General features: G+C 63.9%; 25 protein-coding genes. 11 read left to right on the plus strand and 14 right to left on the minus strand.

The annotated features are described in order from the left end of the window. Nucleotides 1-258 precede the first annotated feature (258 nt). Nucleotides 259-1,170 carry a DUF1963 domain-containing protein gene (locus tag E7Z53_RS16775; RefSeq protein WP_176338283.1) on the minus strand — a complete coding sequence of 304 codons (912 nt, stop codon included), beginning with the start codon at nt 1,168-1,170 and terminating at the stop codon, nt 259-261. Nucleotides 1,171-1,421: 251 nt separating this feature from the next. Further along, nucleotides 1,422-2,015, minus strand: coding sequence for a recombinase family protein (locus tag E7Z53_RS16780; RefSeq protein ID WP_176338284.1), 594 nt, complete (start codon nt 2,013-2,015; stop codon nt 1,422-1,424). A 628-nt stretch (nt 2,016-2,643) separates the two neighbouring features. Here E7Z53_RS16780 and E7Z53_RS16785 point away from each other — a divergent pair. The 3 genes from E7Z53_RS16785 (at nt 2,644) to E7Z53_RS16795 (ending at nt 4,255) form a co-directional block, all read left to right on the plus strand. Then, nucleotides 2,644-3,144, plus strand: a complete 501-nt coding sequence (locus E7Z53_RS16785; protein WP_176338285.1) for a GNAT family N-acetyltransferase — start codon at nt 2,644-2,646, stop codon at nt 3,142-3,144. Nucleotides 3,145-3,394: 250 nt separating this feature from the next. Next, nucleotides 3,395-3,871, plus strand: coding sequence for a hypothetical protein (locus E7Z53_RS16790; protein WP_176338286.1), 477 nt, complete (start codon nt 3,395-3,397; stop codon nt 3,869-3,871). Between the two features lie 54 nt (nt 3,872-3,925). Beyond that, nucleotides 3,926-4,255 carry a histone-like nucleoid-structuring protein Lsr2 gene (locus E7Z53_RS16795; RefSeq protein ID WP_176338287.1) on the plus strand — a complete coding sequence of 110 codons (330 nt, stop codon included), beginning with the start codon at nt 3,926-3,928 and terminating at the stop codon, nt 4,253-4,255. Between the two features lie 200 nt (nt 4,256-4,455). On the opposite strand, the gene E7Z53_RS16800 is transcribed toward E7Z53_RS16795, so the two are convergent. From E7Z53_RS16800 to E7Z53_RS16815, 4 genes are all read right to left on the minus strand, one after another. Beyond that, on the minus strand, nt 4,456-4,644 hold the full coding sequence (locus E7Z53_RS16800; protein ID WP_176338288.1) for an excalibur calcium-binding domain-containing protein: 189 nt from the start codon (nt 4,642-4,644) through the stop codon (nt 4,456-4,458). Nucleotides 4,645-4,751: 107 nt separating this feature from the next. After that, nucleotides 4,752-5,630: a hypothetical protein gene (locus tag E7Z53_RS16805; protein WP_176338289.1), complete on the minus strand. Its 879-nt coding sequence runs from the start codon at nt 5,628-5,630 to the stop codon at nt 4,752-4,754. Further along, entirely contained in the window at nt 5,627-6,991 is a 1,365-nt protein-coding gene (locus E7Z53_RS16810; RefSeq protein WP_176338290.1) for an AAA family ATPase, read from the minus strand. The genes E7Z53_RS16805 and E7Z53_RS16810 overlap by 4 nt, the downstream gene beginning before the upstream one ends. A gap of 430 nt (nt 6,992-7,421) precedes the next feature. Then, complete coding sequence (locus E7Z53_RS16815) at nt 7,422-7,631, minus strand: hypothetical protein (RefSeq protein WP_176338291.1); 210 nt, start codon at nt 7,629-7,631, stop codon at nt 7,422-7,424. 310 nt (nt 7,632-7,941) lie between these two features. On the opposite strand from E7Z53_RS16815, the gene E7Z53_RS16820 reads away from it, so the two are divergent. Then, nucleotides 7,942-8,394 carry a hypothetical protein gene (locus E7Z53_RS16820; protein WP_176338292.1) on the plus strand — a complete coding sequence of 151 codons (453 nt, stop codon included), beginning with the start codon at nt 7,942-7,944 and terminating at the stop codon, nt 8,392-8,394. 16 nt (nt 8,395-8,410) lie between these two features. On the opposite strand, the gene E7Z53_RS16825 is transcribed toward E7Z53_RS16820, so the two are convergent. Both E7Z53_RS16825 and E7Z53_RS16830 read right to left on the minus strand, forming a co-directional pair. Next, nucleotides 8,411-9,682 carry a glycosyltransferase gene (locus tag E7Z53_RS16825; RefSeq protein ID WP_176338293.1) on the minus strand — a complete coding sequence of 424 codons (1,272 nt, stop codon included), beginning with the start codon at nt 9,680-9,682 and terminating at the stop codon, nt 8,411-8,413. A 453-nt stretch (nt 9,683-10,135) separates the two neighbouring features. After that, on the minus strand, nt 10,136-11,455 hold the full coding sequence (locus tag E7Z53_RS16830; protein WP_249033848.1) for an IS256 family transposase: 1,320 nt from the start codon (nt 11,453-11,455) through the stop codon (nt 10,136-10,138). Nucleotides 11,456-11,790: 335 nt separating this feature from the next. Here E7Z53_RS16830 and E7Z53_RS16835 point away from each other — a divergent pair, with 335 nt between their 5' ends. Continuing rightward, nucleotides 11,791-12,378, plus strand: a complete 588-nt coding sequence (locus tag E7Z53_RS16835; RefSeq protein WP_176338294.1) for a hypothetical protein — start codon at nt 11,791-11,793, stop codon at nt 12,376-12,378. Nucleotides 12,379-12,711: 333 nt separating this feature from the next. On the opposite strand, the gene E7Z53_RS16840 is transcribed toward E7Z53_RS16835, so the two are convergent. After that, a complete protein-coding gene (locus tag E7Z53_RS16840) occupies nt 12,712-13,638 on the minus strand; it encodes a hypothetical protein (protein WP_176338295.1) in 927 nt (308 codons plus the stop codon). A 158-nt stretch (nt 13,639-13,796) separates the two neighbouring features. Continuing rightward, nucleotides 13,797-14,876 carry a LacI family DNA-binding transcriptional regulator gene (locus tag E7Z53_RS16845; RefSeq protein WP_176338296.1) on the minus strand — a complete coding sequence of 360 codons (1,080 nt, stop codon included), beginning with the start codon at nt 14,874-14,876 and terminating at the stop codon, nt 13,797-13,799. Nucleotides 14,877-14,908: 32 nt separating this feature from the next. On the opposite strand from E7Z53_RS16845, the gene E7Z53_RS20885 reads away from it, so the two are divergent. Continuing rightward, entirely contained in the window at nt 14,909-16,159 is a 1,251-nt protein-coding gene (locus E7Z53_RS20885; protein ID WP_369598009.1) for an MFS transporter, read from the plus strand. 35 nt (nt 16,160-16,194) lie between these two features. On the opposite strand, the gene E7Z53_RS16855 is transcribed toward E7Z53_RS20885, so the two are convergent. The 3 genes from E7Z53_RS16855 to E7Z53_RS16865 all read right to left on the minus strand — a co-directional run bounded on the left by E7Z53_RS16855 (nt 16,195) and on the right by E7Z53_RS16865 (nt 18,375). Next, nucleotides 16,195-16,470: a hypothetical protein gene (locus E7Z53_RS16855; protein ID WP_176338298.1), complete on the minus strand. Its 276-nt coding sequence runs from the start codon at nt 16,468-16,470 to the stop codon at nt 16,195-16,197. A 163-nt stretch (nt 16,471-16,633) separates the two neighbouring features. Continuing rightward, a complete protein-coding gene (locus tag E7Z53_RS16860; RefSeq protein WP_176338299.1) occupies nt 16,634-17,062 on the minus strand; it encodes a hypothetical protein in 429 nt (142 codons plus the stop codon). Nucleotides 17,063-17,430: 368 nt separating this feature from the next. Beyond that, a complete protein-coding gene (locus E7Z53_RS16865) occupies nt 17,431-18,375 on the minus strand; it encodes a DUF2971 domain-containing protein (protein WP_176338300.1) in 945 nt (314 codons plus the stop codon). A 170-nt stretch (nt 18,376-18,545) separates the two neighbouring features. Between E7Z53_RS16865 and E7Z53_RS16870 the strand changes: the two genes are divergently transcribed. Both E7Z53_RS16870 and E7Z53_RS16875 read left to right on the plus strand, forming a co-directional pair. Further along, nucleotides 18,546-20,210, plus strand: coding sequence for an HsdM family class I SAM-dependent methyltransferase (locus E7Z53_RS16870; protein WP_176338301.1), 1,665 nt, complete (start codon nt 18,546-18,548; stop codon nt 20,208-20,210). After that, nucleotides 20,211-21,122, plus strand: a complete 912-nt coding sequence (locus E7Z53_RS16875; RefSeq protein ID WP_176338302.1) for a hypothetical protein — start codon at nt 20,211-20,213, stop codon at nt 21,120-21,122. Nucleotides 21,123-21,396: 274 nt separating this feature from the next. On the opposite strand, the gene E7Z53_RS16880 is transcribed toward E7Z53_RS16875, so the two are convergent. Further along, the gene (locus tag E7Z53_RS16880; protein WP_176338303.1) at nt 21,397-22,278 is read right to left on the minus strand and encodes a hypothetical protein; all 882 of its coding nucleotides are present in this window, start codon (nt 22,276-22,278) and stop codon (nt 21,397-21,399) included. 684 nt (nt 22,279-22,962) lie between these two features. Here E7Z53_RS16880 and E7Z53_RS16885 point away from each other — a divergent pair. The 3 genes from E7Z53_RS16885 (at nt 22,963) to E7Z53_RS16895 (ending at nt 24,465) form a co-directional block, all read left to right on the plus strand. After that, entirely contained in the window at nt 22,963-23,292 is a 330-nt protein-coding gene (locus tag E7Z53_RS16885) for a histone-like nucleoid-structuring protein Lsr2 (protein WP_176338342.1), read from the plus strand. A gap of 539 nt (nt 23,293-23,831) precedes the next feature. Beyond that, the gene (locus E7Z53_RS16890) at nt 23,832-24,041 is read left to right on the plus strand and encodes a helix-turn-helix transcriptional regulator (RefSeq protein ID WP_176338304.1); all 210 of its coding nucleotides are present in this window, start codon (nt 23,832-23,834) and stop codon (nt 24,039-24,041) included. Next, complete coding sequence (locus E7Z53_RS16895; RefSeq protein WP_176338305.1) at nt 24,016-24,465, plus strand: hypothetical protein; 450 nt, start codon at nt 24,016-24,018, stop codon at nt 24,463-24,465. The genes E7Z53_RS16890 and E7Z53_RS16895 overlap by 26 nt, the downstream gene beginning before the upstream one ends. Nucleotides 24,466-24,474 lie beyond the last annotated feature (9 nt).

Below are 24,474 nucleotides of genomic sequence, written 5' to 3' on the forward strand. Positions count from 1 at the left end.
TCAGGGCGCTGACCGCGCGCCGGAACTCGGCCGGCGCCCCGAAGAAACCCGAGCTCCTCGACTGTTCCTAGATCCGACTCGAGGCCCGGCAAGCAACCCGTTCAACGACCCCGAGTAGGAACGCCGACGAAATTCACTAGCGGCCCCGCTTAGGTCGTAGGTGGGCCTGGTATCAGGAACTGCGCAGATGCCAACCCCAGCTGCATTACAGGATTCGTGTTCGCGGCGGACGCTCAGCACCTTGGTCGTGGATGCGGTTCAGTCGGTGCGGATCAAGCACCACGCGTGGTCGAAGCGACGGGACTTCAGATCCGATCCACGCATCCACACCTCCAGGTTGCCGGCGTCGCCGAACCACCCCTTCAGGGCTGTCCAGCTTTCCAGGTCCAGGACCAGGCGATGCTCATCACCGGGCACACTCAGCGGCAGCACCTTATCCAGCAGGGCACGGGCATGGATTTCCCCGTGCTGGCTGTGCCCGTAGACGTGGCTGACCGGGATCGGATGGCCCTGTGTGGAGCCGGTGCGCTGGCCCAGCCAAGCCCGTTGCAGAGATTCCTCCAGAGCCTGGGCGGTCTCAAAGTCCTCTTCCGGACCGCCGGCGGCATCGGCGGCCGGTGGCAGGGTGAACCCGGGCAGGGCCAGTACCACCTGGCACACCGCCGAGGGCGTGTCCGCCTCCGGTGGTGGCTCCACCAGCTCGGTGCGCGCAGGGTCGGCTACCCAGCGCACCGCCCAGGCACCGGTGTCCCGGTCGGTGGCGTCGTAACCGAAGGTGCGTAGGTCATGGAAGACCTCCAGCACCCCGTCGGTGGGCAGGCCTTCACGCAGCCCGGGCCACACGGCCTTGCCCTGGTCATCGACCACCCCGGACAGGTCGACCAGATCCAGGGTGAGCACGTGGGCCAGGGCGGTGCCGTCGACCGTGCGCGGCCACCTATCCAGGGGCGCTGCGGCGGGACCTCCCAGCCAGCTGACCCACCCACCGGTGCTCCAGAGCTCGCGCAGCTCCTCGTCGCCGGGGGCGAAGGACTGGTCGGTGAACACCGGCGAGAACGCCACTTGCTCCAGCAGCCGCCGGGCCTCGGGAGGGCCGGCCTGCAACCAGGCCTGGATCTGCCCCCACGGCCCGTGCAGGGGAGCCTCGACGGTGATGGGTTGCTCGCTCATCATGTCCTCTCGAGCAGGGACTCTGCTGCCCGAGCCCTCGGGAATACGAACATAGCTCCTGGCACGCCGAGGACACCCGCACGACCCTGCGTGGTGGTCACTGTGCACGCAAGAGGGACCCCTGCTGCTCCAAGCCTCAGCGATGGTGCTGGCGCAAGAAACCAGCTGTGGTTGATGCCCGTATACCCCGCCCGCTGAAATGCCCGCTCAGGTACGACATACGCATCACGATGTCCACAGGCAAGACGGACTCAGATGGTCGTTGCCTGCGGCAGCTCCCGGATCCGCCGGTAGAGGGTGGCTCTGGACATCCCGAGGTCGCGGGCGACCTGGGTCGCGGGCTCCCCCGACTCAATGAGTCGTAGCGCGTTACGGATCTGGGAGTCGGTGTAGGTCTGGCGCCGCCCACCGAGGTCCTTGCCGGCAGCCCGCCGCTTGGCCACCGAGTCGGTGATCCGCTCCCGTTTGATCTCCAGCTCCATCTGGGCCAGGGCGGCCATGACGGTGAAGACCATTGAGCCCATCGGGGTGGCGGTGTCTACGTCTCCCCCACCAAGGTTGAGCACCCGCAGCCCGGCACCTCTTCCCCGCAGCGCCTCGGCGAAGGCCAGCATGTTCTGCGTCGACCGCCCCAGACGGTCCAGCGTGGTGATGACCAGCGTGTCACCGTCCTCGAGTGCGGCCACCGCTTTGTCGAAGGCCGGACGCGAAGCACGCCCTCCAGACACTCCACTGTCCACATAGATGTCGTCGCGCCGCCCACCGGCACCCAGCAGGTCAGACACTTGACGGTCCGCATCCTGCTGCCGCGTCGACACCCGGGCGTAGCCGATCAGCTTCCCCATGTCCACCCCATCTGTCTCGCAACTAACGTTGAGTATCCGATTCTAGGGGTATGGATAAAGCACAAGGATGCGAGACACGCTCAACCGCGGAATCGTGCGGGTGAAAATTTCTGCGACGAGACGTCTCGCATCCCTTGAACTGCAAGACATGCGGACGCACCAGTAGCTCCCAAGACTCAGTCTCACACGTTAGCGAACCTCGACCAGACACAGCATGGACGAGAATCGCCGTACCCGAGCAGGGACTCCATTGTCGACCGTCCGACTCCCAAGGAAGTGGGACGGTCATCCGGAACCGGATCTGGCTGCACGGTGCCGAGGTGGCCATTAGCTCCGTTAAAACACCGCCACTTGTCTAAAACACCGCCACTTGTCACTGCGATTCACACGACCGAGAATTTTGCGAACGAGACGTCTCGCATCCCGTTTTCCGAGACGCTCCCTGTGTTGCAGATAAGGCACCGCACCCTTGCGGGCATTTTCATCGGGCGGGCTAAACGGGCGTCTCAACGATGACGGGGTCGCGGCATCTCGATCGGAGCGAACGGCGCCCGGTTACCGACCCGCTTACGGGCACGTCTGGCTCTCTGCCACACCGGATCGCACGCGCTTCGGTAACGTTCTCGGCATGTCGCGCGATTTCGTCATCAGGCCAGCTACCCCCGCGGATGCCGAAGACATCGCGCTGGTTCACGTCACCTCATGGCGCGAGACCTACCGCGGAACATTGGTATCCGAACAGGTGCTCGATTCGCCTGACTTTCTCCCGAGCCGGGAGCGATTCTGGACCGCCGCACTGACGGATCAACGATGGGCAGCGAACCGAATCCGCATCGCCGAAGACGGCGGCACGTTGATTGGGATCGCCATGTCAGGACCAGTCCATGACGAGGAGTGGGCGCACCATCTGTACGTGCTCTACGTACTCGCGAAGCACCACGGGACCGGTGTCGGAACGGCGCTCCTGAACTCGGCCCTCGACCAGTCCGAGTCTGCTGCTCTCTGGGTGGGCGACCCCGTTCCCCGAGCTCAAGCGTTCTACCGGAAGAACGGATTCGTACCCGACGGAACCGTGAAGGTTGAAGACAACATCCGCGAGCTTCGCATGCGACGACCCGGATCGCAGTGACCTCGGCCCCACCTCCGACGAACCGCCCGTAAGGCGATCGGCTTACGGGCGATGGAGGCGCCATTTATCGCTGCGAAAATGCCGCCATCTACCGCTGCAATTCACATGCGGACGAAAATTTCTTCGATGAGACGTCTCGCATCCCATGGCTTCCAAGACGCGCCTCCGACATGCCGGCAGATACATCTGCGTTGCGTGCAATGGTTACGATGGGTATTGGAACAATTAGGTGTAAGTTGTAGGGGGAACAATGCAGTTTGAAGTATTCGACAAGAAAATGACTCCACTGGCGAAGGCGCCGAGTGTGACGATCCAAAAGCGCGGGGTGATCTCGCTAAACAAGGCCGCCCACGACCTGATCGGCAACGCCGAGACGGTGGAGCTGCTCTACGACCGCGACCGTAACATCATCGCACTGCGTTCGGCCGATGATTCTTCCCCGCACGCCTATGCGGTGCGCAACGGGTCCAAGCGCGGACCGGGACAGGCAATCGTTTCGGCCACCGCGTTCATCGCCCACTACGACATCGACACCACCGCCACCAGACGATGGAAACCGTTCGTGGAGGACGGCATGCTGTGCGTGGACCTTACCCAGGAGGGCACGGTCATCACCGGGAATCGCACCAAAGCCCCAGCATTGTTAGATTCAGGCGAAGCGAATGACTCCTCTGGTGAGAATGCTTCGACTGATTCACCGGTTGAGGATCGTTCCAAATCCGCCTAGTACCAACCTGCAGCAATACTCCCCTGTTAGGGGAAATGGAAAGGAACAGCCTCTATGGCTCAGAAAGTTGAAGTGCACCTCGAGGACGATCTCGACGGCGGCCCCGCCGAGGAGACCGTCACCTTTGCCCTTGACGGCAAAAACTATGAGATCGACCTCTCCACCGACAACGCCGAGAAGCTGCGCGAGGCATTGCGCCCCTACGCGGCCGCCAGCCGCAAGACCACCCGCGGCGGAGGCACCCGCAGCACCGGGAATCGTACCGCCAAGGGTGACCCGGACACCGCGAAGATCCGGGCCTGGGCTAAGGATAACGGGCACGAAGTCTCCGACCGGGGCCGCATCCACCAGTCCATCAAGGATGCCTACTACGCCGCCCACTGACCACCCCTGAGGTGCTTGCCCCTGTCTCACCCCATACAACGTGAGGACGATGCCGGTTCCAAGCCCGGTAAGTACCTGAGTGGTGCTACTGACATGGCGGAGATATCCGGCAGGATGTGCTCGAGTCGAGAGGCCCAGCACCTGTGATCGAGTGCGGGGCCTTTCCCTAAGTCATGGCCGGTACGGGTTAAGGCGGATGATTATCCGTAGCCCATCCCGTCGCGGTCTAGGTGGGAGCCGCAGACAGGCTGACCGGCGTAACCCGGAGCCGCCCCTGTTGCCCGGGCAGCAGAGCAGTTGGTGCATGGTATGGCCGGCACCAGACCACGCGCACAGTCCCCCGGAGCAGGGCAGATCGTGCAACAGCACCGGCACCCGGCCACGGCCACGGCCGATCGCCAGCCCCCCTCAGGATGACCAGCCCATCAGCGAGGGCATGGTACTGCGGCCTTATTGCCATTGAACTTAGACAATCAGCAAAGGCAACTGATGGATCTTAAGCCGCAAAAGCGGTGCTGGACACACAGGTGAATCCTACGCGATCATTACGTGCACACCATTCCTGAATTTGCTTGAACCAAATCGTACCTTTTAATGCAGAGCATGAAACCGCTAAAATAACCCCTCTATGGAGTGCATTCGAAGAAACCGAAACATTGAATTGTTTGAGAATTCTGGACAGCGCCGAGAAGAGATCGTGGTCACCTACTGGAAGATGCGGGAGTTCCCGCATTTCAAGATGTGTTCGCACAACTTCATCGATGATTTCTACTGAGTCAGCACCGCCATAACTGGACCTAACTAGAACTTTTTCGGCAATTACTTTGATATCGAATTCGCTCACCTTCAGCCCACCAAACGAAAATTTCTTAAAATCTAGCCCGAGGCCACGCCGGGCATCCATAACTCTCACAGCGACGAGATGGGATGCCAAGGCTACGGCTTCCGCCTGGATTTCACTTGGGTTAGGTAACGCACTGGTTATTCCAGGGCGCCTGCGAGCAGAGGAACTTTCGACATCGATCACCCTATTAAGCAACGCCGGATCGCTGGTTAGCACGTCGATGAAACAGTCATGCCCCTCGCTCATAAACACATTATTCAGATTAATTCTCTTCAAACCAGTAAAGTCGTCGTAATCACGGTCAACCAGGAACCGCACCCCTCTAAGGTCTCTCTTGATGCAGAGTTCCGCCGCTCGAAGCACCTGCCCCTTGCCACCTATGCCAGCGATCAACACCAGATCCGACGAACAATGCTCCTTGAGCATTAGATGATCATCGGGCCCTTCAACGACGAGCAGTAGGGAGTTGCCCTCGGCCAGGTACATAGCCAGGGTGTTGTAAAGGGTATTCTCATTTAGAAACTCCTTCACGAGAAAGACACCTCATCTGGTCCAAGACGAATCGCGCGCTCCCATCGATCGTTGATAATTTGTGGGGAATGCGTAGCCACAACAAATCGAAATCCTGCCAATTCAGCGATTCGCTCCACGTCCGGAATGAAAGCGATCTGCCAGGCGACGTGCAAAGAGATTTCAGGCTCGTCAATGAGCACTACTGCGCCTGGCGGAACGTTGAAAAGCAGGTCAATCATAAGAATAATCTCATGCTGCTCTCCAGAAGAGAGCGAATCGAGAGTGATTGGTCTGCCGGATTGAGAATGCTGGACCGAAAGTCCATCCCCATCTGTCACCTGAAGAGTTTTGTTCAAGAGGCGACCATTGATAATCTGCTCGAGTAGCTCGATTTTTGTGAGCAATCCTCGAAAAGGGGAGAGTTTTTGCTCGGCATCCACCAGGTACTGATTCAGAAGGGTGAGTGCCCACCCGTCAAGATCACCTGAGGGAAGCGAAAGCTCATTATCCAGTGAGACTGATGCAACTCTTCCCAAACGGCTTCGGAAATCGTTTTGAGTATTGTATTGGGATCTAATATCATCCGAATTAAGATGGTTCTCCCGCGCTGCGGCCCCAAGTACCCGATTGGGGAAGGTTCGATCCAGTCGTTGGGTGATTCTAGAATGCTCGGTTTGGGCGTCATTTAAAAGTGAACGGATTTTATCAGCTTGTTCAGTAATACGAGAGCGGGGTCGTTTTGATTCTCGAACCGCTCCATATCTTGTTCTTGTGTGGCTTTCCTCGATACGGAGACGTTGAGTCTCGATCAGGAAACTAGGAACCAAGTTAACGAATTCGAGAGCCTCCGCTGGGCCTGAGGTTTGCTGAACGGGCTTTCGAGATCGCGATTCCCTTTCGAAGCGATACCGATTCCTCAGTTCTTCAACGTGTACGAGTTCGCCATCAGCTTGATCCTGCCAGTACTCATCGGCCATCTGTTCATATCGGACCTGCCTACGGAGGTACGCGCTGAAATCATCGTCCTTGTGTTCCCAGGCAAGGGATTTCCGCCCGAATCTCTTGACGGTAAAGGTAATATTGTATGTTGGAATAGGCGAGGCATCCCCCGCATCTGCCCCCACTTCACGACGCTCAGCACTGAGTTCCGACCCGTCGGAGTACTTTAATAGTGCCGACTCGAAAGGGAGCTTGGACAGAGTGAATCCCCGAAGTCGAGTCAACGCATCGATGATCTCAAGAAATTTCGTTTTGCCGACGCCGTTCGGACCATAGATGATCACAAATTCGTCGTGTTCACCGATGGTGAATGAATGGTTGTACTCTCCGAGCACGCCGGTTGCCGATGCGCTTACTAGTACCAAAGTAGGTTTGCTCACCAACCAATCTTCTCAGATGAGGTCCAATTTTGGGTTCACGCCCCCCACCGCCGCTCAGTGTCAATGCGCATCATCTACTAGCAGCGGTGGCTCGCTGTCATTGTCGCAGAGCCTCACCAACGACCCGATAGTCTTTGCGCAGCTGGCAGACCGGTGATAGCAGAAACCTCACAGGGCGGCACGGTCTAGCAGCAACGAACCGGCCAGATCCAACTGTAGGTTGAGAAGATTCAGTCGAAGCTGATGCTCCCCTACTGACGTGCAGCGCCTATCCTGATCCGTCCGTGGGCGCCTTATGCGCTCAGGAGGCGAGTGGCCGTGACCGGATTCGCCGAGTAGCTGGGCTACTGGACTAGTTGCCGGATGTCCATGACACACCGGCCACGGCGCGTCACTGGGGGCCCTCAGAGAACGTCGAAAGACGCCTCCGCTAGTTCGCATCGTCGCTCTCGCCTTGAAGCTGGCATTTCCGGAAGCGGCCGATGATCGGGCTCCACCTCTCTGCCTCCCAAGCCCGGGCTTCACGCAGCTCCCGAAACTCGCACCCTTGGATCTGCACGCCCTCGAGGACCTTGCCGAACAACCCACCATCGCCGAGTTCCTCGACCATCCGATCCTGAGCGACGATGCGCTCCGCCACGAATCGCCTGCTGGCCTTGGCTCTCATGCAGTTGCGCTGTCACCTCGGCATGAGGGTGTTCCTCAGTAATGGGGATGCCCGCGCCTCCATGATCAGCCACGGATCAGCCCGGGATCCGGAGAGAATCAGCGCGTTTTTGAGCGCATCAACTTTTCCGTTCGACTCCCGTCCGCTCGTCGCGACGGTCATGGCCCGTCAGAGGGGACCATTAGCCTCGCTGACGGGCTCACACGTACGTCTCGCTCGTCGAGTGTGAACGTATTTATGGCCGGTTTACTGCTCAGCGCACCTAAAGACACGGAGGGTTCTTATGGCTCAGTGGGATGAGATCACGGCCGCGGTCGGTGTCGCCCTCGGCGGTGACCAGGCGGCAGGCCGGCAGCAGCTCATGCGGTGCTGGACCGAGACCACGGAGGCAGACCACGCGCAACGGTGTGTGCTGGCCCACTACCTGGCTGATCTGGAGACCGACCTCGAGCAGGAGATCGTCTGGGACCGCGCGGCCTTGGCGGAGCATGCCCTGGTGGAGGACGAGGACCTCGCCCCGGTGGGCATTGCTTCCGCCCGGGGCATGGCCCCGTCACTGCACCTGAACCTGGGTGATGGGTACCTGCGGCGTGGGGAGGTCGAGGCGGCCCGCGACCACCTGGAGCAGGGGTTGGCCGCCGCGGAGGCGCTGCCACCGGAGGGCTACGGGAAGATGATCCGCTCCGGGCTCGAAGGCCTGGCCCAGCGCATCGAAGCCGTGTCCAAAGAAGCCTGATGGAACGCGGCGCTGATCATTGGACGCGGAGGGTGGCCAGGAGGTCTTCGATCCGCCGGGCGGCGGCGTCTGCTCCGCCGGCCTGTGCCATGCGGTGTGCGATGTGCTGGACGCGGGCGGTCATCGCCTCGTCATCCAGAATGTCCGAGGCTGCGCTGCGCAGGTGAGCGGCCGTGGCGCGCCGGGCGGGCACCACGCGGGCGGCTCCGGCCAGGCGCATGTTCCGGGCGACCAACGGCTTGTCCTGCCGGCCGGGCACGATCAGCAGGGGCACGCCGTGACCCAAGGCCGCCAGCACGCCCCCGTAGCCGCCGTTGGTGAGGAACAGGTCGGTGCGCGGGAGCAGCTGGTCGTGCGGCACCCGCTCCGAGGCGATTACCCCCGTCGGCAAGTCCGCCATGCCGTGGCGCCCTCCGACGACGACCTGCCAGCCCTGGCTCGTGAAGGCCTCCACGGCCCGGGCGACGAAGGAGTCGTGGCCGCGCCCGAGGGTGCCCTCGGTGACGTGCACGACCGGGTGGGTCCCGTCGAGCTGCTGAAGCCATCCCGGGGCGGGCTCGACCGTGCGGGTGCTGGCGGCGGCGTCCCCGATGTGGTGCACGTGCTCAGGCAGGTCCGGCCGGGGCGGCTCCAGCTCGGGCACCCCCTGACAGAGCACCAGCTGGGAGGAGTAGGCCGGGTCCATGCCCGGTGCGGAAGTGGCTGGCAGCCCCACGGCCCGGCGCGCCCTGTTGTGCAGGCCCCGCACGGCGCGGTTCATGGTGAGGTCCATCAGCGCGCGCAGGGCCGCGTCCCGAGTTCGACCGGCTCGTCCCTTTCCCGCGGTCAGGGGAAGACCCGCAGGAGGCAGGTGCCGGCTGGGCAGGCCCAAGGGCGAGAGGGAGAAGGTCACCCACGGCAACCCGGTGAGCTCGTGGACCAGCATCGGCCCGAAGCACGTCATCTCGGCCACCACGGCGTCGAAAGGCTCCTGCTGGTGGGCCTCGAGGATGTCCCGGACTTGCCCGGGGGCCGTGCCGAAGAAGATCTCCCGGAAGCTGCTGAACATCGCCGCGGGGCCATCGCCGCCCCGCATGGCGGGAAACGATGCCTCGGGGTCGGTGTCGTCGAAGTCGATCGCGGCCCGGAACGGCAGGAACCGGCACCCGGCGGACTCCACCGTCGTGCAGTACTTCGCACCGGTGTAGAACACCACCTCGTGCCCACGGGTCAGCAGAGCACGAGCCAGACCAACCATGGGATAGACGTGACCGGCGAACGGGGTCGAGGCCAACAGAAAACGACTCATGAACAGCTCCCGGTAACTTCAGGAGAGGGTGGAGCGCGAAGTGCTCCACCCTCTCTCTGCACGGTAGCAAGACCCCAAAGCTCGCCCCTTCGTCTCCGCTGCTGGTTCTTCGGCTCATCTTTCACCCAGCGGGACAAACCTTCGAGCAAGTCCTCAGCGCCGAGCAGCTTCTTGACTTCCTCAGCGCTTAGCTGCGGAGCAGCGCCGAGGACTCTTTCGTCCTCGTTGACCACCTGGCGCGGGCTCCTCGTCCTCGACCCACCTCGCCTCGCAGCTCCGCGTCGCTAGAGGTCATCCCGCCTCGCCGTTTCCCACAGCTCGAGGTCATCGGGCCGAGCAGTCCGCGTAGCTCGGACATCGCACAAAGCCCCAAGCAGAGACACCCCTTTAGAGTCCGCCCCTCGTTGAGATACGGGGACTGTCGCTCTAACGGTGTAAGAGGCGTTTCCATGGTTAGTGGTTCTCCGCCGCCGGCATCCGGTCGGCGAAGGTGATGGCAAAGGCGTTCAGCGCCGGCTTCCACCGTGTGACCCATCGTGTCTGCCCGGTGCCCTTCGGGTCCAGGGATCGCACGACCAGGTACAGGGTCTTCATCGCGGACTGCTCGTTCGGGAAGTGCCCACGGGCCCGCACCGCCCTCCGGAACCGGGCGTTGAGGGACTCGATGGCATTCGTCGAGCAGATCACCCGGCGGATCTCCACGTCGTAGTCCAGGAACGGCACGAACTCGGTCCAGGCATTGCGCCACAGCCGGCTGATCGCCGGGTACCGGGCGCCCCACTTGTCCTCCACCTCCTCCAGGGCGGCCTCGGCGGCAGCGGCGGTCGGGGCGGTGTAGACGGGCTTGAGGTCCTTGGCGAGCTCGTCCCAGTACTTCCTTGAGGCGTAGCGGAAGGTCCCGCGGATCAGATGGATGATGCAGGTCTGCACCGTGGCCAGTGGGAACACCGCGTTCACCGAGTCGGGCAGGCCCTTCAGCCCGTCGCAGACCACGAAGAACACGTCGCGCACCCCGCGTGACTTCAGGTCGTTGAGGACCGCGTACCAGAACTTCGCCGACTCCCCGTCGCCGTCCCCGGCCCACATCCCCAGGATGTCCTTATGCCCGCCCAGGTCCACCCCGATCGCGGCGTACACGGGCCGGTTGCGGACCTGCCCGTCGCGGACCTTGACCATGATCGCGTCGATGAAGATCGCCGCGTAGACCTGCTCCAGCGGCCGGGCCCACCAGGCCTGCATCTCCTCGATCACCCGGTCGGTGATACGGGTGACGGTGTCCTTGCTGACCTCGGCGCCGTAGACCTCGCCCAGGTGCGCGCTGATCTCTCCGGTGGTCAGGCCCTTGGCCGAGAGCGAGAGCACGACCTGGTCCAGGTCCGTCAGCCGCCGCTGGCGCTTGCGCACGATCACCGGCTCGAAGCTGGCCTGCCGGTCCCGGGGGACCTCGATCTCCACGGGGCCGGCGTTGTCGGTGATCACCGTCTTGACCCGCCTCCCGTTGCGCGAGTTGCCCCGGTTACGCCCTTGCGGGTCACCGGGTTCATAGCCGAGGTGTTCGTTCATCTCCTCATCCAGGGCGGCCTCGACGACCATCTTGGTCAGCTGCTTCAACAGCCCGCCCGGGCCGGTCAACGCCGCCCCGCTGGCGCGGGCGGCACGGACCAGCTCCCGGACCGTGTCCTGCTCAGCCGCGCTCAGCTGCGCGTTCTCTTCCGGCTCGTCACCGGGCTTCGGTGGGCTCACGTCCACCAGTGTCTCGATCTTCTCGCTCATGTCGACCCTCCAACCCCGAACGGGGTGATTGGGCCTCTTACACCGTTACTGCGATAGTCCCGAGATACGCGCTACGCGAGCCAGCCGGAGGAGGAACGAACGACGAGGTAACCGACGGCGGGAGGCACCCCGCGACCCCGAGCGGAAGGACGGCGGCGCGGCGGCGGATCTGAGGACGGCACGACCGGAGAACCGAAACGGGGTAAGGAGAGGGAGAGCGGTGGAAGATGATCCGAAAAGGGAGGATGGACGGCGCCGAGGAACGGAGCTGAGAGGAGCTGCTGTCGGTGGAGCTGATACCCAAGGTGGTCGGAGGCTTCTGGGAGAATGCATGAGTGCAAACAGCAGACGGCTTCGAGCTCCACGCCTGGGTGGATGAGAGCATGCGCCCGAAGGGCACCGACGAGCGGATGTACCTGCTCGGTGCCGTCGTCGCGGATCCGATCTGCTGTGACCCCGCTCGGGATGAGCTGAGGAAGGCTCTGCCCAAGGGCGCACGGAAGCTGCACTGGACCGACATGGAGAACAGGGAGAAGAGGAAGGTCACCGAGATGGTGACCGAGTTCGACATGGCTCACATGGTGGTCATCGGCACCCCATTGGACCACCGCAAGCAGGAGCACGCCCGGGCCAAGTGCATGGAGCGCCTGCTTTGGGAGCTCGGCGAGATCGAGGTCACCCGAGTGTTCCTTGAGCAGCGCACCCAGTCCCTCAACGAACGGGACATGAAGCTGGTCCGGCACCTGCGCGGCAAGAAGTCGATCCCCTCGTTCCTCCGGGTGGACATCGAGCGGCCTTCGACCGAGCCGATGCTGTGGGTGCCCGACCAGGTGCTCGGGGCTCTGGGAGACGCGGAGTCGGATGAGACCGTGTGGCTCGACCAGTACAAGGGAGCCATCGAACGGATCGAGATCACGATCTAGACAGCGCGAAGGCCAGGTCCCGCTAAACACGGGGGTCCTGGCCTTTACTTCTCACCCACCCGCAGGAGGGGAGCTACTCCCAGTTAACTCTGAGGGACCCGTCTTGTCTAGCGGACCCGTCACAATCCATTGCGGTCCATCGCAGTCTGTTGCAGTCCTGACATACCCCAGAGTGGGTCTCCACCCACGGAGTTCGCAGCATGAGCCAGCACCACACCTAGATCTCATGCTGCCCAAGGAGCGGTGGCCCCTTGTTGCCATTCCTTACGGTCGCCTTCCCGAAGAGTCATGAACTTCTGACAGAGTGAGAAGACGACTAGCGGCCGTACCGGTTCAGCCAAGCTTCCCCTCGATTCGATCATCGGGAACGGGCTCGTACTTGTTGTCTACGTAGGCCTTGAACGTGGCGACCAAGTCTTCATTCTCGGCTTGGGCTCTTTCGGTCACTGCCAAGTTGGTCCCACGCCCTCGACCCAGACCATCTTGCTGAGCAAGCTGAGGCTTCGGCGTCTTGATGAGCCTCCCGGTGTCCCGTGAGACCACGGCCTGCTCAAGCTGAGCGTAACCGAGGACCTTAGTCTCGTAGTACCGACCGGCACTCATCAGCAGAGAAGGACGTGCCCAGTCACGTGGCACCAGCAAGAGTGGGTGGCCGTTGGCGTCAGGCAGCACAACTTCCTTAGTAATCCACTGGAGTGTGGCGCTGTCCCACACCTGCCTCTCCACCTCCACGGTGGTGTGACCGTTGGCAGTGAACTGCGGATAGGCGGCCACCATCGAGGCGGTGAAATTACTCAACGGCTCGAAGATGATCCGAGTCGTCAGATCTGAGGTGATGTCCTCGGCCAGGCCCTCGACAAAAAGAGGCAGATCTTCGATCTGAGTCAAGATTCCGACCCGCAAAAGGGCCTCAAGCTCAGTTGTGAGCGCTTCCCAAATCCATGTCCCAACTTCAGCAGCCCCACCGTGACCGCTGAACCCTGCGGCGGCATATCCCAGGCGCGTTTCCCGTGGTTCCTCAAAGTGCTGCAGCAGATCCAAGCCTCGCCGCTGATCAGCGGCATTACTTGAAAGTGCGCAACGGGCAATCTCGTGAAAGAACGTACGGGTGTTGTGGTTGGCCTGATCCACATAGGGCGCTGGCCCTGCCTGCAACCGGACGGATCGAGGATCCACGAACATGGGCTTGTCATGGTCGACGTCGACATTGAGAAAAGGGACGGGCTCGGGAATCCCGTAGTAGTCAGTAACGTGAGGCATTGAAGCTCCTCTGGCAAAGGGGGCATGGACGTCCTCGCAATGTCACAGCAACTCACGCCAGCCCTGGCGGAGAGTCAGCGAGACGAGGGCTTCAAACATGATGTAAACGCTACTTCATGGTCCCGACAGGCTAGCTATTTAAGCCCTCATAATGTCTCTTATTCGAGGTCGGCATCGACCGTGTTCCGGGCGTGGACGTGGGTGGAGGCCCGCTCGATGATCTGCCACTGATCGCTGAAATCGGTGTCGCTGCCGGTGAGGACCTGGCGGGCGCAGGCTGCACCCTGTTCGCGCATTGACTGGGCGACGGTCGTGATGCCCAGGGTGCGCGCGGCGTCCGCGTCGTCCCAGCCGGTGAGGGCTACCTCGGCCGGCACGTGCAGCCCGGCAGCGTCCAGGGCACGCAGGGCGCCGGCTGCGAGCTCGTCGCTCATGGCTGCGATGGCGTCGGGGCGGCGGGCTCGGGAGATCAGCTCCGCGGTGATGGTCTGGGCCTCGCGGGCGTCGTTCGTCGAGCACACGGCGACGAGCACGTCTGCCCAATCGATACCCACCTCGGCAGCCGCATCGCGAAAGCCGAGCAGGCGATCACGCGTGACGGGGAACGTCGCCCCGTGCGGGTCGGGGCCGGCGATGACGCCCGGGGTGCGGGCTCCGGTGAGGGGGAAGCTGAGCACCGTCGGCACCGTGGCGCCGGCGAAGAGCAGCCGGCCGATAGCACGGGCCGCGGCCCGGTTGTCGATCCTGACCACCTGCGCGCCCGGGGTGGTGGGGCCGCCGTGGACCACGACGGGACGACCGGTCGCGATCACGGCATCCACGACCGGGGCACCGTTCTCCGTCGTCCACAGCACGTACCCGTCCACCGCGGCGGCGCTGATCCTGCTCGTATCAGCGGTGGCGTCGGTGACCGGCAGGATGGTCATCGCCTGCCCCTGCTCCGCGCACACCTCTGCCACACCGGCCAGAAACGCCGTGGCTTGCGGGTCGTCGAACGCGTACGTCAGGTGCTCACCGAATACCACGCCGAGTGCTCCGGCCTTGCCGCGCCGCAGGGAACGGGCCGAGGGATCGGGCCCGGCGTAGCCCAGCGCCTTTGCGGCGGCCAGCACCTTCTCCCGTGAGGTGTCCGAGACCCGCTCCGGCCGGCTGAACGTGTACGAGGCGGTCATCGTCGAAACCCCGGCATGCTCGGCCACCTGCGCCAGTGTCACCCGCGGCGATGAGGAGCTGTCCATGACCACACCTTGCCATGTGTATCGTTACACACATGGCACCTTCTCACCCGCGCACCCGCCCCCTGGTCGTTGCCACCACGCTTGCTTTCGCCACGTTCGGGGCGTTCTGGGGCGCCTGGGGCGCCTCCATCCCGCGGATCCGCACCCAGGCGGGCGTGGACGACGCCCAGCTTGGGCTCGCCCTGCTGTTCGTGGGCGCGGGAGCCTTGCCAGCGATGATGTTGACCGGTCGGGCGATCGACCGATGGGGTCTGCGCGTGGCGGGCCTGATGCTCACCACCCTTGGCGGGGCCGGCGTCCTCGTCGCCCTGATCGCGACGGACCTGGTGAGCCTCTCCATCGCGCTCACCGTGGTGGGAGTGACCTCCGGGGCCTCCGACGTCGCGATCAACACCGTCGCCGGTCGAGCCGAGCACGAGGCCAAGCGCCCCATCATCACCCGCGCACACGGAGTCTTCTCCTCATTCGTCGTGATCGCCAGCCTCGGCACCGGGGCGCTCACCGCTGCCGGAGCGCCCGTGGTGACCCCATTCGCCCTCGTTGCGATCGCCGCGCTGGTCGCCGCCGCCCTGATGGTCCGTGGGCTCCCCACCGGACCCGATGCCAGTACCCCGGTACACACTCCCACCAGCGGTGACGTCAACGCGCAGTTTCCGGCCGCGCCGACCCTGTCGCTGATCGGCCTGGGCCTGCTCGGTGCGCTCGGTTTCGCCAGCGAGAACGCCCACGAGAACTGGAGCGCCATCTTCGCCACCGACGCCCTGAACACCAGCGCCGCCGTCGGCGCGATCGCCCCCGCCGTCTTCGCCGGTGCCGGCGCGATCACCCGCTTCGCCACCGGAGGCATCAGCGCCGCCCATGCCCGCGCGGTGATAGCTGCCGGGGCGGCAGCGGCAGCCACCGGCGCGCTGGTCATCGCCTACGCCCCCAGTCTGGCGGTCACCGCTCTCGGTCTCGTCCTGGCCGCCGCCGGCACCGCCGTCCTGTTCCCGATGATCCTCTCCGTCGTCTCCGCACGCACCAACGCGGCCAACCGCGGCCGCGCGATTTCCACCGTCTCCACCGTCGCCTACCTCGGATTTCTTCTCGGGCCTCCCTACGTCGGTTTCTTCTCCGACGTCGCCGGCCTACGTGCCGCGATGCTCGCAGTGGCCGTCCTCGGCGTACTCCTCTTACTCTTCACACCCCTCATCACGCCCGGACCCCGCCGGACAGCCAGCCACACCTTGAGTGACCAGCCCGCACCGGAACCCACACCACCAGGAATGCGCAACCACCCATGAGGGGACTGCCGCCTTCAGCAACTCCTTCGGGTGATCTAACGTTTCTCCGCCGATGGCTCAGGGGCGTCGGTCGGAGCTGGTGTCCCAGTGGTGCTGGCTCCAGGCCCCCGGAAGAGCCGCCAGGTGATGGTGCTGGCCAGGACCGTGAACGCCTGCATCGCCCTGGTGTGCTTTTCGATGAAGCGCTGTGGAAGGCCCTGGCCGTACTGGTAATGTGCCGCACCGCTGACCGGGTACAACCCGTCGATGAGGACCACGCCGCTCTCGGCCGGCCCCTCCACCACGGTCAATTCCAAGGGCGAGGAAGTCACTCATCCACTGAACGTCGAGTCCTCCATGATCGGAGCCACGCACACGAAGCTCCAGGCCAGGCTTCACCTCCCCGACGAGGAGGACATCCGGCTCCCAGCGGCGCGGTGGCGAACGCGCCCGCTACCCGCCACGGCAGGGCCTCCGCACCGCGTGAACTGACGCTTAGTCGGTGAACGCGCTCGTGTAGACCTCCGCCTGTTCCGGGGTCAGCTCACCCGACACACGGAGGATGGTGCGCCCATCCACCGTGCGATACTCGGAGCCGAAAAGAGGTGCCGCATCGTGGATCGTGGAGATGTACTCGTCGCGAGCAGCCGCCGCGTCCTCATCCGCCCAGACCTCGATCATCGCTCCACAGTCCGTGCCAAACCGATCGCCTCCGCACTCCAAGCGCTCATCCTTGAGCACCGCCGCGTCCTCGTAACCGCTGTCGCGCCCGATCATGTCATTGGGGTCGTTCTCCCCGGTGACTGTGACGACTTCGGACACCTGCTCCACGGACGCCTCGATGTCGCGTGCGGTCTCGGTCGCGGTCGGTACTGCCGCACCCCCACAGCCAATCAGAAAAACGGCTGGTGCCAGGGCGATCATGACTTGCCGGACTCTCATCGTGGCTCCCACTACTCAGGGCTAAGTATTTGCGATTACATATACAAATCCCACTGAGGTCAAGTCCGTCCGCCACCCCGTGAGCTGAGACGGCGCGTCAATCATTTGCGAGGTCCTTTTCGGTAGTCCAGGTAGGCGTCAACGACCTCCAGCGGCTCGGACGGTTCCCGATTCGCTCGCTCGTCCGGTTAGTTGGTGCGCCTATGGGGACCTGGCCGGAGTCATTATCTGCGGCCCACTTCATCTTGGGACTTGATCTGGCACCCATGGGATTGCACCTGTCGTGGAGGCACAGAAGGCATGAGTGGATGGCTAACCATTACCCTTGGGCCTAGACGGATCAGTGGAAATCAGCGGAAGGGAAGTTCGCTTCGCTCCACCGGTACGTCGCCCATGCAGGCGTCGATGAGGCACTGCGTGACCATTGCGACGGTCTCCTCAGTCGCCCGGGGCCCAACCAAGATTTCTGCGATGGGCAGGGGCTGGCGTTCTGCGGTCGCGGGCATGGCGCGCAGCGGTAGGCCCTTCCATGGCACGATCGTCTTCTGCGCATTGGCCGGCATCACCTGCAACTCCACGCCAGCGGAAAGACTGACACACCTGGTCTCTCTTTCATGGCGGAAGCCAAGGTGCTTAAAGTTCAGCGCCGTCAAGATGTTGAGGACCATGAAGCTCGGAAGGTTTAGATCCGTGCCCAGCCGGATCGAGTCGTCCATCTCCGCGACAAACCGGGCTGCGGTCAGTTGCTTCTGCCGGTCGGTGTAGACGACCTTGAGCCACTGCATGCCGAACAACTCCGCTTGCCCGTCATGCCGTGGCCGGTCGTCGACGTCGGTGACCAGTTCGACCCCTAAGTCCACTCCGAGGGCCACGCCTTCAGGACCGGTGGCATAGGAGTTCCACTGGTAGGGGCTGTCCCGTTCCCGGGCGGCGCACAGGATATTGACGTGCTCGAAGTGATCCGGGTACCCCTCGAAGGAACCGGCCTGCTCAAGGAGGTCGCGCGTCCGGTCCGCGAGTGTGTTCTCACGACCGTAGCGCTCCCATGCCTGGCGCAGGAACTCGATCCCGTGACGGAACTCCGTACGATCGTTGGTCGCCCGCCAGCTGGTAGCCCACAGCTGCTGACCCTGGAGAATACTTCGCAACGCGGACAGGGAGGTGTAGTGCCAGGCTCGGCCGCTTTGGACGGTCAGGGGCGGGCGGTCCGCAGGATGGATCGTCCGGTGCACGGTGGTGCTCATCCCGGTGGGAGTGTCCAGGACTAGGGGCACGTTGAGGTTGAGCTGGTTCATCATCTCGATTCTCAAGAGCAGGGTGGTCGCTTCCACAGTCGCCTATGCGGTTATTCGCATTTGCCCACGCGAGGCTCAGGTGATTCGGGCGAAGCCGCCAGCTGACTAGAGGCCAGGCACCGCGCCGGTGCCTGGCTTAGTGTGGCAGAGGGTCGCCCTAGGATGAACGTATGACCGAAGCTGTGGCTCTCGATGTACTGCGTGACGGGGACACCGTCGATCTCCGCAAGGCCCGGGGGGCGTTTTTCACCCCGGGCGCGATCGTGGACTTCATCGCCCAGTGGGCCATCGACGAGACCACCGAGGCGGTCCTGGAGCCGGCCGCCGGAGAAGCAGCGTTCCTGCTCTCCGCCGCCACCCACGCCCAGACTATGGGCGGGACAGTGGAGCTGGTCGGGGTGGAGCTGCACGAGTCCTCGGCCGCCTTCGCCGGCGAGTTCCTGGCCGATCACGGGGTACAGGCCCACCTGGAGGTCTCGGACTTCTTCGAGGTCCCGGCCTCCCCGCGCTTTGATGCGGTGATCGGCAATCCCCCCTACATCCGCTACCAGGCCCACGCCGGGGCCTCCCGGGCCGCCTCCCGCGCCGCGGCCGCCGCTGCGGGCGTGGAGCTGTCCGAGCTCGCCTCCTCCTGGGCTGCGTTCGTGGCCCACTCCACCGCGTTCCTGCGTACGGGCGGGAAGCTGGGGCTGGTGCTGCCGGCGGAGCTGCTCTCCACCAATTACGCCGCCCCAGTCCGGTCCTTCCTGATGGAGAACTTCGCGGAGGTGGACCTGGTGCTGTTCTCCGAACGGGTCTTCCCCACGGTCCAGGAAGAGGTCGTGCTGCTGCTGGCCGCAGGCTGGGCCCAGGGCCCCACCGACCGGTTCCAGCTCTTCCACGCGCACAACGCCGCGGATCTGGCCCACCTCGGGGCCCCGGCTACTTGGGTGCCGACCAGCACCGGGGAGAAGTGGACGGCCGCGATGGTCTCCCCCATCGCCAGCGCCCTGTTCCACACCGTGGTCGACTCCCCCGCCTTTACCGAGCTGCGGATGTGGGGCAAGACCAGCCTCGGGGCGGTGACCGGCGGGAACCGGTACTTCACCATGACCGCCGAGGAGGTCGCCGAGCTCGGCCTGGGACGCGGGGAGGTGGTGCGGATCTCCCCACCGGGCTCCAGCCACCTGCGCCAGCTCGCCCTGACCCCGGCCCGGTTGAAGAAGCTCACCCAGGCAGGTTCGGCCACCTATCTCTTCCGCCCCGGGGTCAACCCGTCGGCGGCGGCGCAGGTGAAGATCGCCGCCGGGGAGGCCGCCGGGGTGGATCAGGCCTACAAGTGCCGGGTCCGCACCCCGTGGTGGCGCACCCCGCTGCTGGAGGCCCCGGACCTGTTCTTGACCTACATGAACGCCGACATCCCGCAGTTGGCCAGCAACACCGCCCGGGTGCGGCACCTGAACTCCGTGCACGGGGTCTACCTCGCCGACCCGTACCACCGGCTGGGCCAGGAGCTGCTGCCGCTGGCCGCACTGAACACGGTCACCTCCCTGAGCGCGGAAACCGTGGGCCGGGCCTACGGGGGCGGGATGCTCAAGATCGAACCCCGGGAAGCCGACCGGTGGCACGTGCCCTCCCCCGAGCTGCTGGAGCAGCACCGAGAGGCGCTGCTGGCAATCAAACCGAAGGTCACCGCTCTGCTGGAGGACGGGGACCGGGACCGGGCCACCGCCCTGGTCGACCAGGTCCTGCTCATCGACGGGCTCGGCATGGACCCCGAGGATCACGAGGCCCTGGCCCAGGGCCGGGCCACGCTCAAGGCCCGCCGGATCGCCCGCTCCAAGTCGGTGAAGTAAGTGGCTGCCGAGCACGGGGAGTTCGACGCTGTCCTGGCCGCCGCGGACCTGGCCACCAACCCGTGGGACCACACCGGGGCAAAACCGCGCTACCGCATCGACACGGACCTGCTGCAGGACCTGGTGCGCCTGCCCATCGCCGATGAAGCCACCACTCAGAGCGGGCGCCTGGCCAAAGGCATCGACGCCTGGGTGGCGCACGAGCTGCGCCGGGCCGGCTTCGACCCCGATGATGTCTGGCCTCGGGCCACCCGGCCCCGGGTGCTCCCCCGGGACGTGCGGGTGCTGATGGAGAAACTGCCCAAGGCCCTGAGTGCGGAAATCAACCGCCGCCTGCCGGCCCTGACCAGTGTGGCGCCCTCCGACGCCCGGTTCCTGGGGCGGGCCTACGTCAAACAGGTCGATGTGGCCATGGCCCGCTGGGACCGCGGCCCGGAACTGCTGATTTCCACCAAAGCCATGACCGCCTCCTTCGGCAAGAATGTGGCCAACCGCTTCGAAGAAGCCTACGGAGACGCCGGCAACCTCCGCGCCCGCTACCCCCTGGCCGGAGTCGGGTTCCTCTTCGTCCAACGCGCCACCATCCTGGGCGAGAAGGACAAGGCCGCGTTCGAGAAGACCGTGGACATGATGCGCAAACTGCGCGACCGCGGCGACGGCAACGGCTACACCGCCACCTGCCTGCTCTTACTGGAGTGGGACGACGCCAATCCCGGGGGATCCGTGCGGGTGCTTGACCACACCACCGGCCCCGACGATGAGCTCAGCGAAGGCGTGCCCGAAGACCTCGGAGCACCCCAGTTCTTCGCCTCCCTGATCGAGACGGTCCTGGAAGCCACCCCGGTTTCCGGACACGTCCACGCCCGCGGACGCTACACCGGGAAAGAACTCGCCGTCCACGAAGGGGAATAACCCTCTGGACCCAGCACTGTCTGGCTACTTACAGCCCTTGAGCATGGGGCCTCGTCGTGGTGAAGGACTTTCCTGACCTGAGTCGACTCACGACAGCGCGATCCGGTGATCTGCGGGTTCGCGACCTGCGGTGATGGTCTCGGGAGTGGCCTGTTTCACGCACTAACAAATGCCCTGCGTTTGGCTGGCGGCATCACGGACATGACACGCGAGGCGTTGGAATTTAAGTACACGCAGGTACACGTCACTCCCCGATCCCGATTCCATCGAAGTCTTAGTCGTCCGTTTCCGCCTCCTGTGCGCGAATCCGTTCGTCGGCCGCTTGTATCTCCTCAAGGATGACTTCCTCGTCTCCGATTCTGGCGATGTGGTAATTGAAGAAGTCCGCAGACGAGTGGCCGAAAATCGGAGCGACGACCTCGCCTAGGATGGGGAGATTCCGACTCGTGTAGTAAGTGGCACCATCAAGGATGGTCGACACCCACCGAACCTTCCGGAACAGACTCAGCACCACGCCGACCGATGGCTCGTACATCGGGACCACAAGGTCCTCCAGCATCCCGTGCGCGGTCTCTTCGAGCCCGTTATTGATCAGTTCTGATTCGATGGCGTACACCATTGCCCCCTTGGTCGAGATCAACCGGCGCACTTTCTCGGAGACCGAAGCCCTCGCAGCAAGTGCAGACCATTCGTTGTAGGTATTGACCTCGACGTCGTCGTTCCACAGCGAGTCGAGGTGCTCGTACCGTCCGGCTCCACTGGCGAACCGCTCGACCGTGTTCGTGAGGTCGGGGTCGAGCCCATCTACCGGTCGAACAAGATACTTCGCCCGGTGCATCGAGGCACCGGAGCCTGTCGGGGGCAACTTCTCAACGGCGTCGAGCAAGTTCCCAATCTTGTGCGAGTAGCTCCGGAGCCTGGGAAACTCTCCGGTGGTCGCATACCCGTTACAGGCGATAGCTAACTTGCACAGGCGCTCCAAGCCGGACGAGTACGAGTACATCCCGACGTGAAGTGCGTAGTTCAGGCTACTGCTACCCCACACGACCCGTGCAGGGTCGGTAGGGACGAAGCACAGCCTCCGAAGCCCTGTCAGGGCCAGCTCTGTGGCGAACTGGGTCTCGACGACAAGGCTGTCCCAGATGGTAGAGGTCATCTGTATATTCAAGCCGACTCCAGCAGCTTCCAGCGAGAATCGGTAAATCTACCGACGCTGTGCGCCCACACTAGCCACGCCCCAGAGTCTGGCCAACGGAGCCCATGTCAGATCGCTCGGATTCGCACGGTCCATAACGTCATCCAACAACAGCGCCCGCTGCGCTCGGCCACCATTGTGATCAAAGGCGCCGTCCAAGCCCTCCTAGAGGGCATCAGCGGCGCCGAACTCACGCACTAAACCCGATGAGCCAACCCAGGTAACGGCCAGGTCCATAATCGAAAGCCCCGGTCACTCCCCCACCATGCCGCGAAGCCGGTACCACACCGCCCACCGCGGCACCTTGAAGAGGCGTTGCTGTTGAGATACGAAAGGAACTAAACGGTACTTGAGTGTAATTAAAGACAGTGCAGTATCGATAGATACGTTCAGCACCGGACCCTCCCACCGTTCCCGAGGGGCCCTTTCCCCTGACATCTATGCGGTCGGTACCGCCACCTTCGAAGGGACCTAAAAAATGGTCGACTTTTCGGTAGAGTGATTCGGTGACCGAAAGCGCTCCCCACAATCGGCGCCGACTCGCTTCCTCCAAAAAGCAAGCGGGAAAGCGAGTCGGTGCCAGAGTTTCCGACCGTGGAAGCATTCCGGCGCAAGACAAGACGAAATCAACAGAAAGGTGCTGTGATGGCCCAGAGCGTGCAGATCATCCTGGAAGACGACCTCGAGGGTGGTCCTGCTGACGAGACCCTCCAGTTCGGTATGGACGGTAAGCAGTACGAGATCGACCTGTCGACCGCCAACGCGGAGAAGCTGCGGGAGAGCCTGCGACCCTATGCTGCCGCTGGCCGACGGGCCCAGAGCAAGTCCACTCGGGCGACCGGGCCCCGTTCCTCCTCGGGTGGTAACCCGGAGACGGCGAAGATCCGGGCCTGGGCGAAGGAGAACGGTTACGAGGTCTCCGACCGCGGCCGCATCCACCAGTCCGTCAAGGACGCCTACTACGCTGCCCAGTAGATTCCCACTCCCCCACCCGGACACCACTCGGGCCTGTCAGGGTGCTTGCGAGACAGCGGGGTCTGATGCCGGCGGCCACGGCCGCGGCATTACCGGGGAACGTCTCGGGGCAGGGCTCGAGCACGGAGGCCTCCACCGTGGCCTCTCCGCGCGATGAGCAGCCGGTGACGGGCTGACGGTCCTCTCCCGGCATAGGACCGCCGGGACGCCCCGCGTCCAGCCTGGATCGCACTGGTCGGCCCTTTCGCTCCCAACCACGGGCACTGCTGGGGGCCGGCCCTGGATCCTTACGGAAGAGGCGCGGGCACCCGTGTCGATCGACGACCCATTCGGCCAGCCACCCCATCCCGCCGCTTGTCACCAGTATGAGGAACCCGACCCACCACCCGTGGGGCGGGTTCCTGCGTCCTGGGCGACGGGAAAGCTGTCCGCGACCGGCCCCCTCCCCTATTAGAGGGTGGGTGCTTTAGACCTGGTCTCAAAACGCCTGCATGACAAGAGCGTTTGACACACCCCGCTGTGTCAAACATGCTTTCCATGTGCGCAATGACGTGAAGCTGCTCCGAGCCGAGCGGGGCCTGTCCCAAGCCCAGCTGGCCGCCACCCTCGGGGTTTCGCGGCAAACGGTCAACGCGATCGAAAACGACCGCTACGACCCCTCCCTGCCCCTCGTCTTCGCACTGGCCCGCTTCTTCGCCCAACCGATCGAGGAGATCTTCCACGATGACCCGGCACCGACCACTACCTGAGCTGCGTGAGCCCACCAGCCTGCCTGCCGACCGCGGCCGCTGGTCCGTCTCCGGGATGAACTGGGCGATCATCGCCGTCATCGCCGCTTCCGCCCTCGTCCCGGCCGCCCAGGGGCGGTGGGGCGATCTGTACCTTCCCCTGGTCATCGCCTTCGCCTGGTGGGGCGGGGCGCGGATGGCCCGGTGGCGGGACTCCACCGACAAGGAACGGGTGCTGACCTTCGAGCCGGCCGACGAACGGGAAGAAGCCATCGCCCAGGACGGTCTGGCCACCACGGGCAGATTCGCGCTGCTGTTCCTGCTGGCCCAGTCGATCCTGCTCTTCCACCTGGCCCCGCAGCTGTGGCCCTACTCGGTGGGCACCCTCGGGTTGTTCGCCGTGGTCTGGTACGCCGCCACCTCCCGCGCCGTACGCCGCGCCTGAACCTGTGTT

This window comes from Kocuria salina (assembly GCF_013368965.1).
In the GTDB taxonomy this organism is placed as follows: Bacteria; Actinomycetota; Actinomycetes; order Actinomycetales; family Micrococcaceae; genus Kocuria; species Kocuria rosea.

What these genes read in the sequence shown, in the direction of transcription:
- E7Z53_RS16775 (WP_176338283.1), bottom strand. Translation starts at nt 1,170, where the DNA reads ATGAGCGAGCAACCCATCACCGTCGAGGCTCCCCTGCACGGGCCGTGG.
- E7Z53_RS16780 (WP_176338284.1), bottom strand. Translation starts at nt 2,015, where the DNA reads ATGGGGAAGCTGATCGGCTACGCCCGGGTGTCGACGCGGCAGCAGGAT.
- E7Z53_RS16785 (WP_176338285.1), top strand. Translation starts at nt 2,644, where the DNA reads ATGTCGCGCGATTTCGTCATCAGGCCAGCTACCCCCGCGGATGCCGAA.
- E7Z53_RS16790 (WP_176338286.1), top strand. Translation starts at nt 3,395, where the DNA reads ATGCAGTTTGAAGTATTCGACAAGAAAATGACTCCACTGGCGAAGGCG.
- E7Z53_RS16795 (WP_176338287.1), top strand. Translation starts at nt 3,926, where the DNA reads ATGGCTCAGAAAGTTGAAGTGCACCTCGAGGACGATCTCGACGGCGGC.
- E7Z53_RS16820 (WP_176338292.1), top strand. Translation starts at nt 7,942, where the DNA reads ATGGCTCAGTGGGATGAGATCACGGCCGCGGTCGGTGTCGCCCTCGGC.
- E7Z53_RS16825 (WP_176338293.1), bottom strand. Translation starts at nt 9,682, where the DNA reads ATGAGTCGTTTTCTGTTGGCCTCGACCCCGTTCGCCGGTCACGTCTAT.
- E7Z53_RS16830 (WP_249033848.1), bottom strand. Translation starts at nt 11,455, where the DNA reads ATGAGCGAGAAGATCGAGACACTGGTGGACGTGAGCCCACCGAAGCCC.
- E7Z53_RS16840 (WP_176338295.1), bottom strand. Translation starts at nt 13,638, where the DNA reads ATGCCTCACGTTACTGACTACTACGGGATTCCCGAGCCCGTCCCTTTT.
- E7Z53_RS16845 (WP_176338296.1), bottom strand. Translation starts at nt 14,876, where the DNA reads ATGGACAGCTCCTCATCGCCGCGGGTGACACTGGCGCAGGTGGCCGAG.
- E7Z53_RS20885 (WP_369598009.1), top strand. Translation starts at nt 14,909, where the DNA reads ATGGCACCTTCTCACCCGCGCACCCGCCCCCTGGTCGTTGCCACCACG.
- E7Z53_RS16860 (WP_176338299.1), bottom strand. Translation starts at nt 17,062, where the DNA reads ATGATCGCCCTGGCACCAGCCGTTTTTCTGATTGGCTGTGGGGGTGCG.
- E7Z53_RS16865 (WP_176338300.1), bottom strand. Translation starts at nt 18,375, where the DNA reads ATGAACCAGCTCAACCTCAACGTGCCCCTAGTCCTGGACACTCCCACC.
- E7Z53_RS16870 (WP_176338301.1), top strand. Translation starts at nt 18,546, where the DNA reads ATGACCGAAGCTGTGGCTCTCGATGTACTGCGTGACGGGGACACCGTC.
- E7Z53_RS16880 (WP_176338303.1), bottom strand. Translation starts at nt 22,278, where the DNA reads ATGACCTCTACCATCTGGGACAGCCTTGTCGTCGAGACCCAGTTCGCC.
- E7Z53_RS16885 (WP_176338342.1), top strand. Translation starts at nt 22,963, where the DNA reads ATGGCCCAGAGCGTGCAGATCATCCTGGAAGACGACCTCGAGGGTGGT.
- E7Z53_RS16895 (WP_176338305.1), top strand. Translation starts at nt 24,016, where the DNA reads ATGACCCGGCACCGACCACTACCTGAGCTGCGTGAGCCCACCAGCCTG.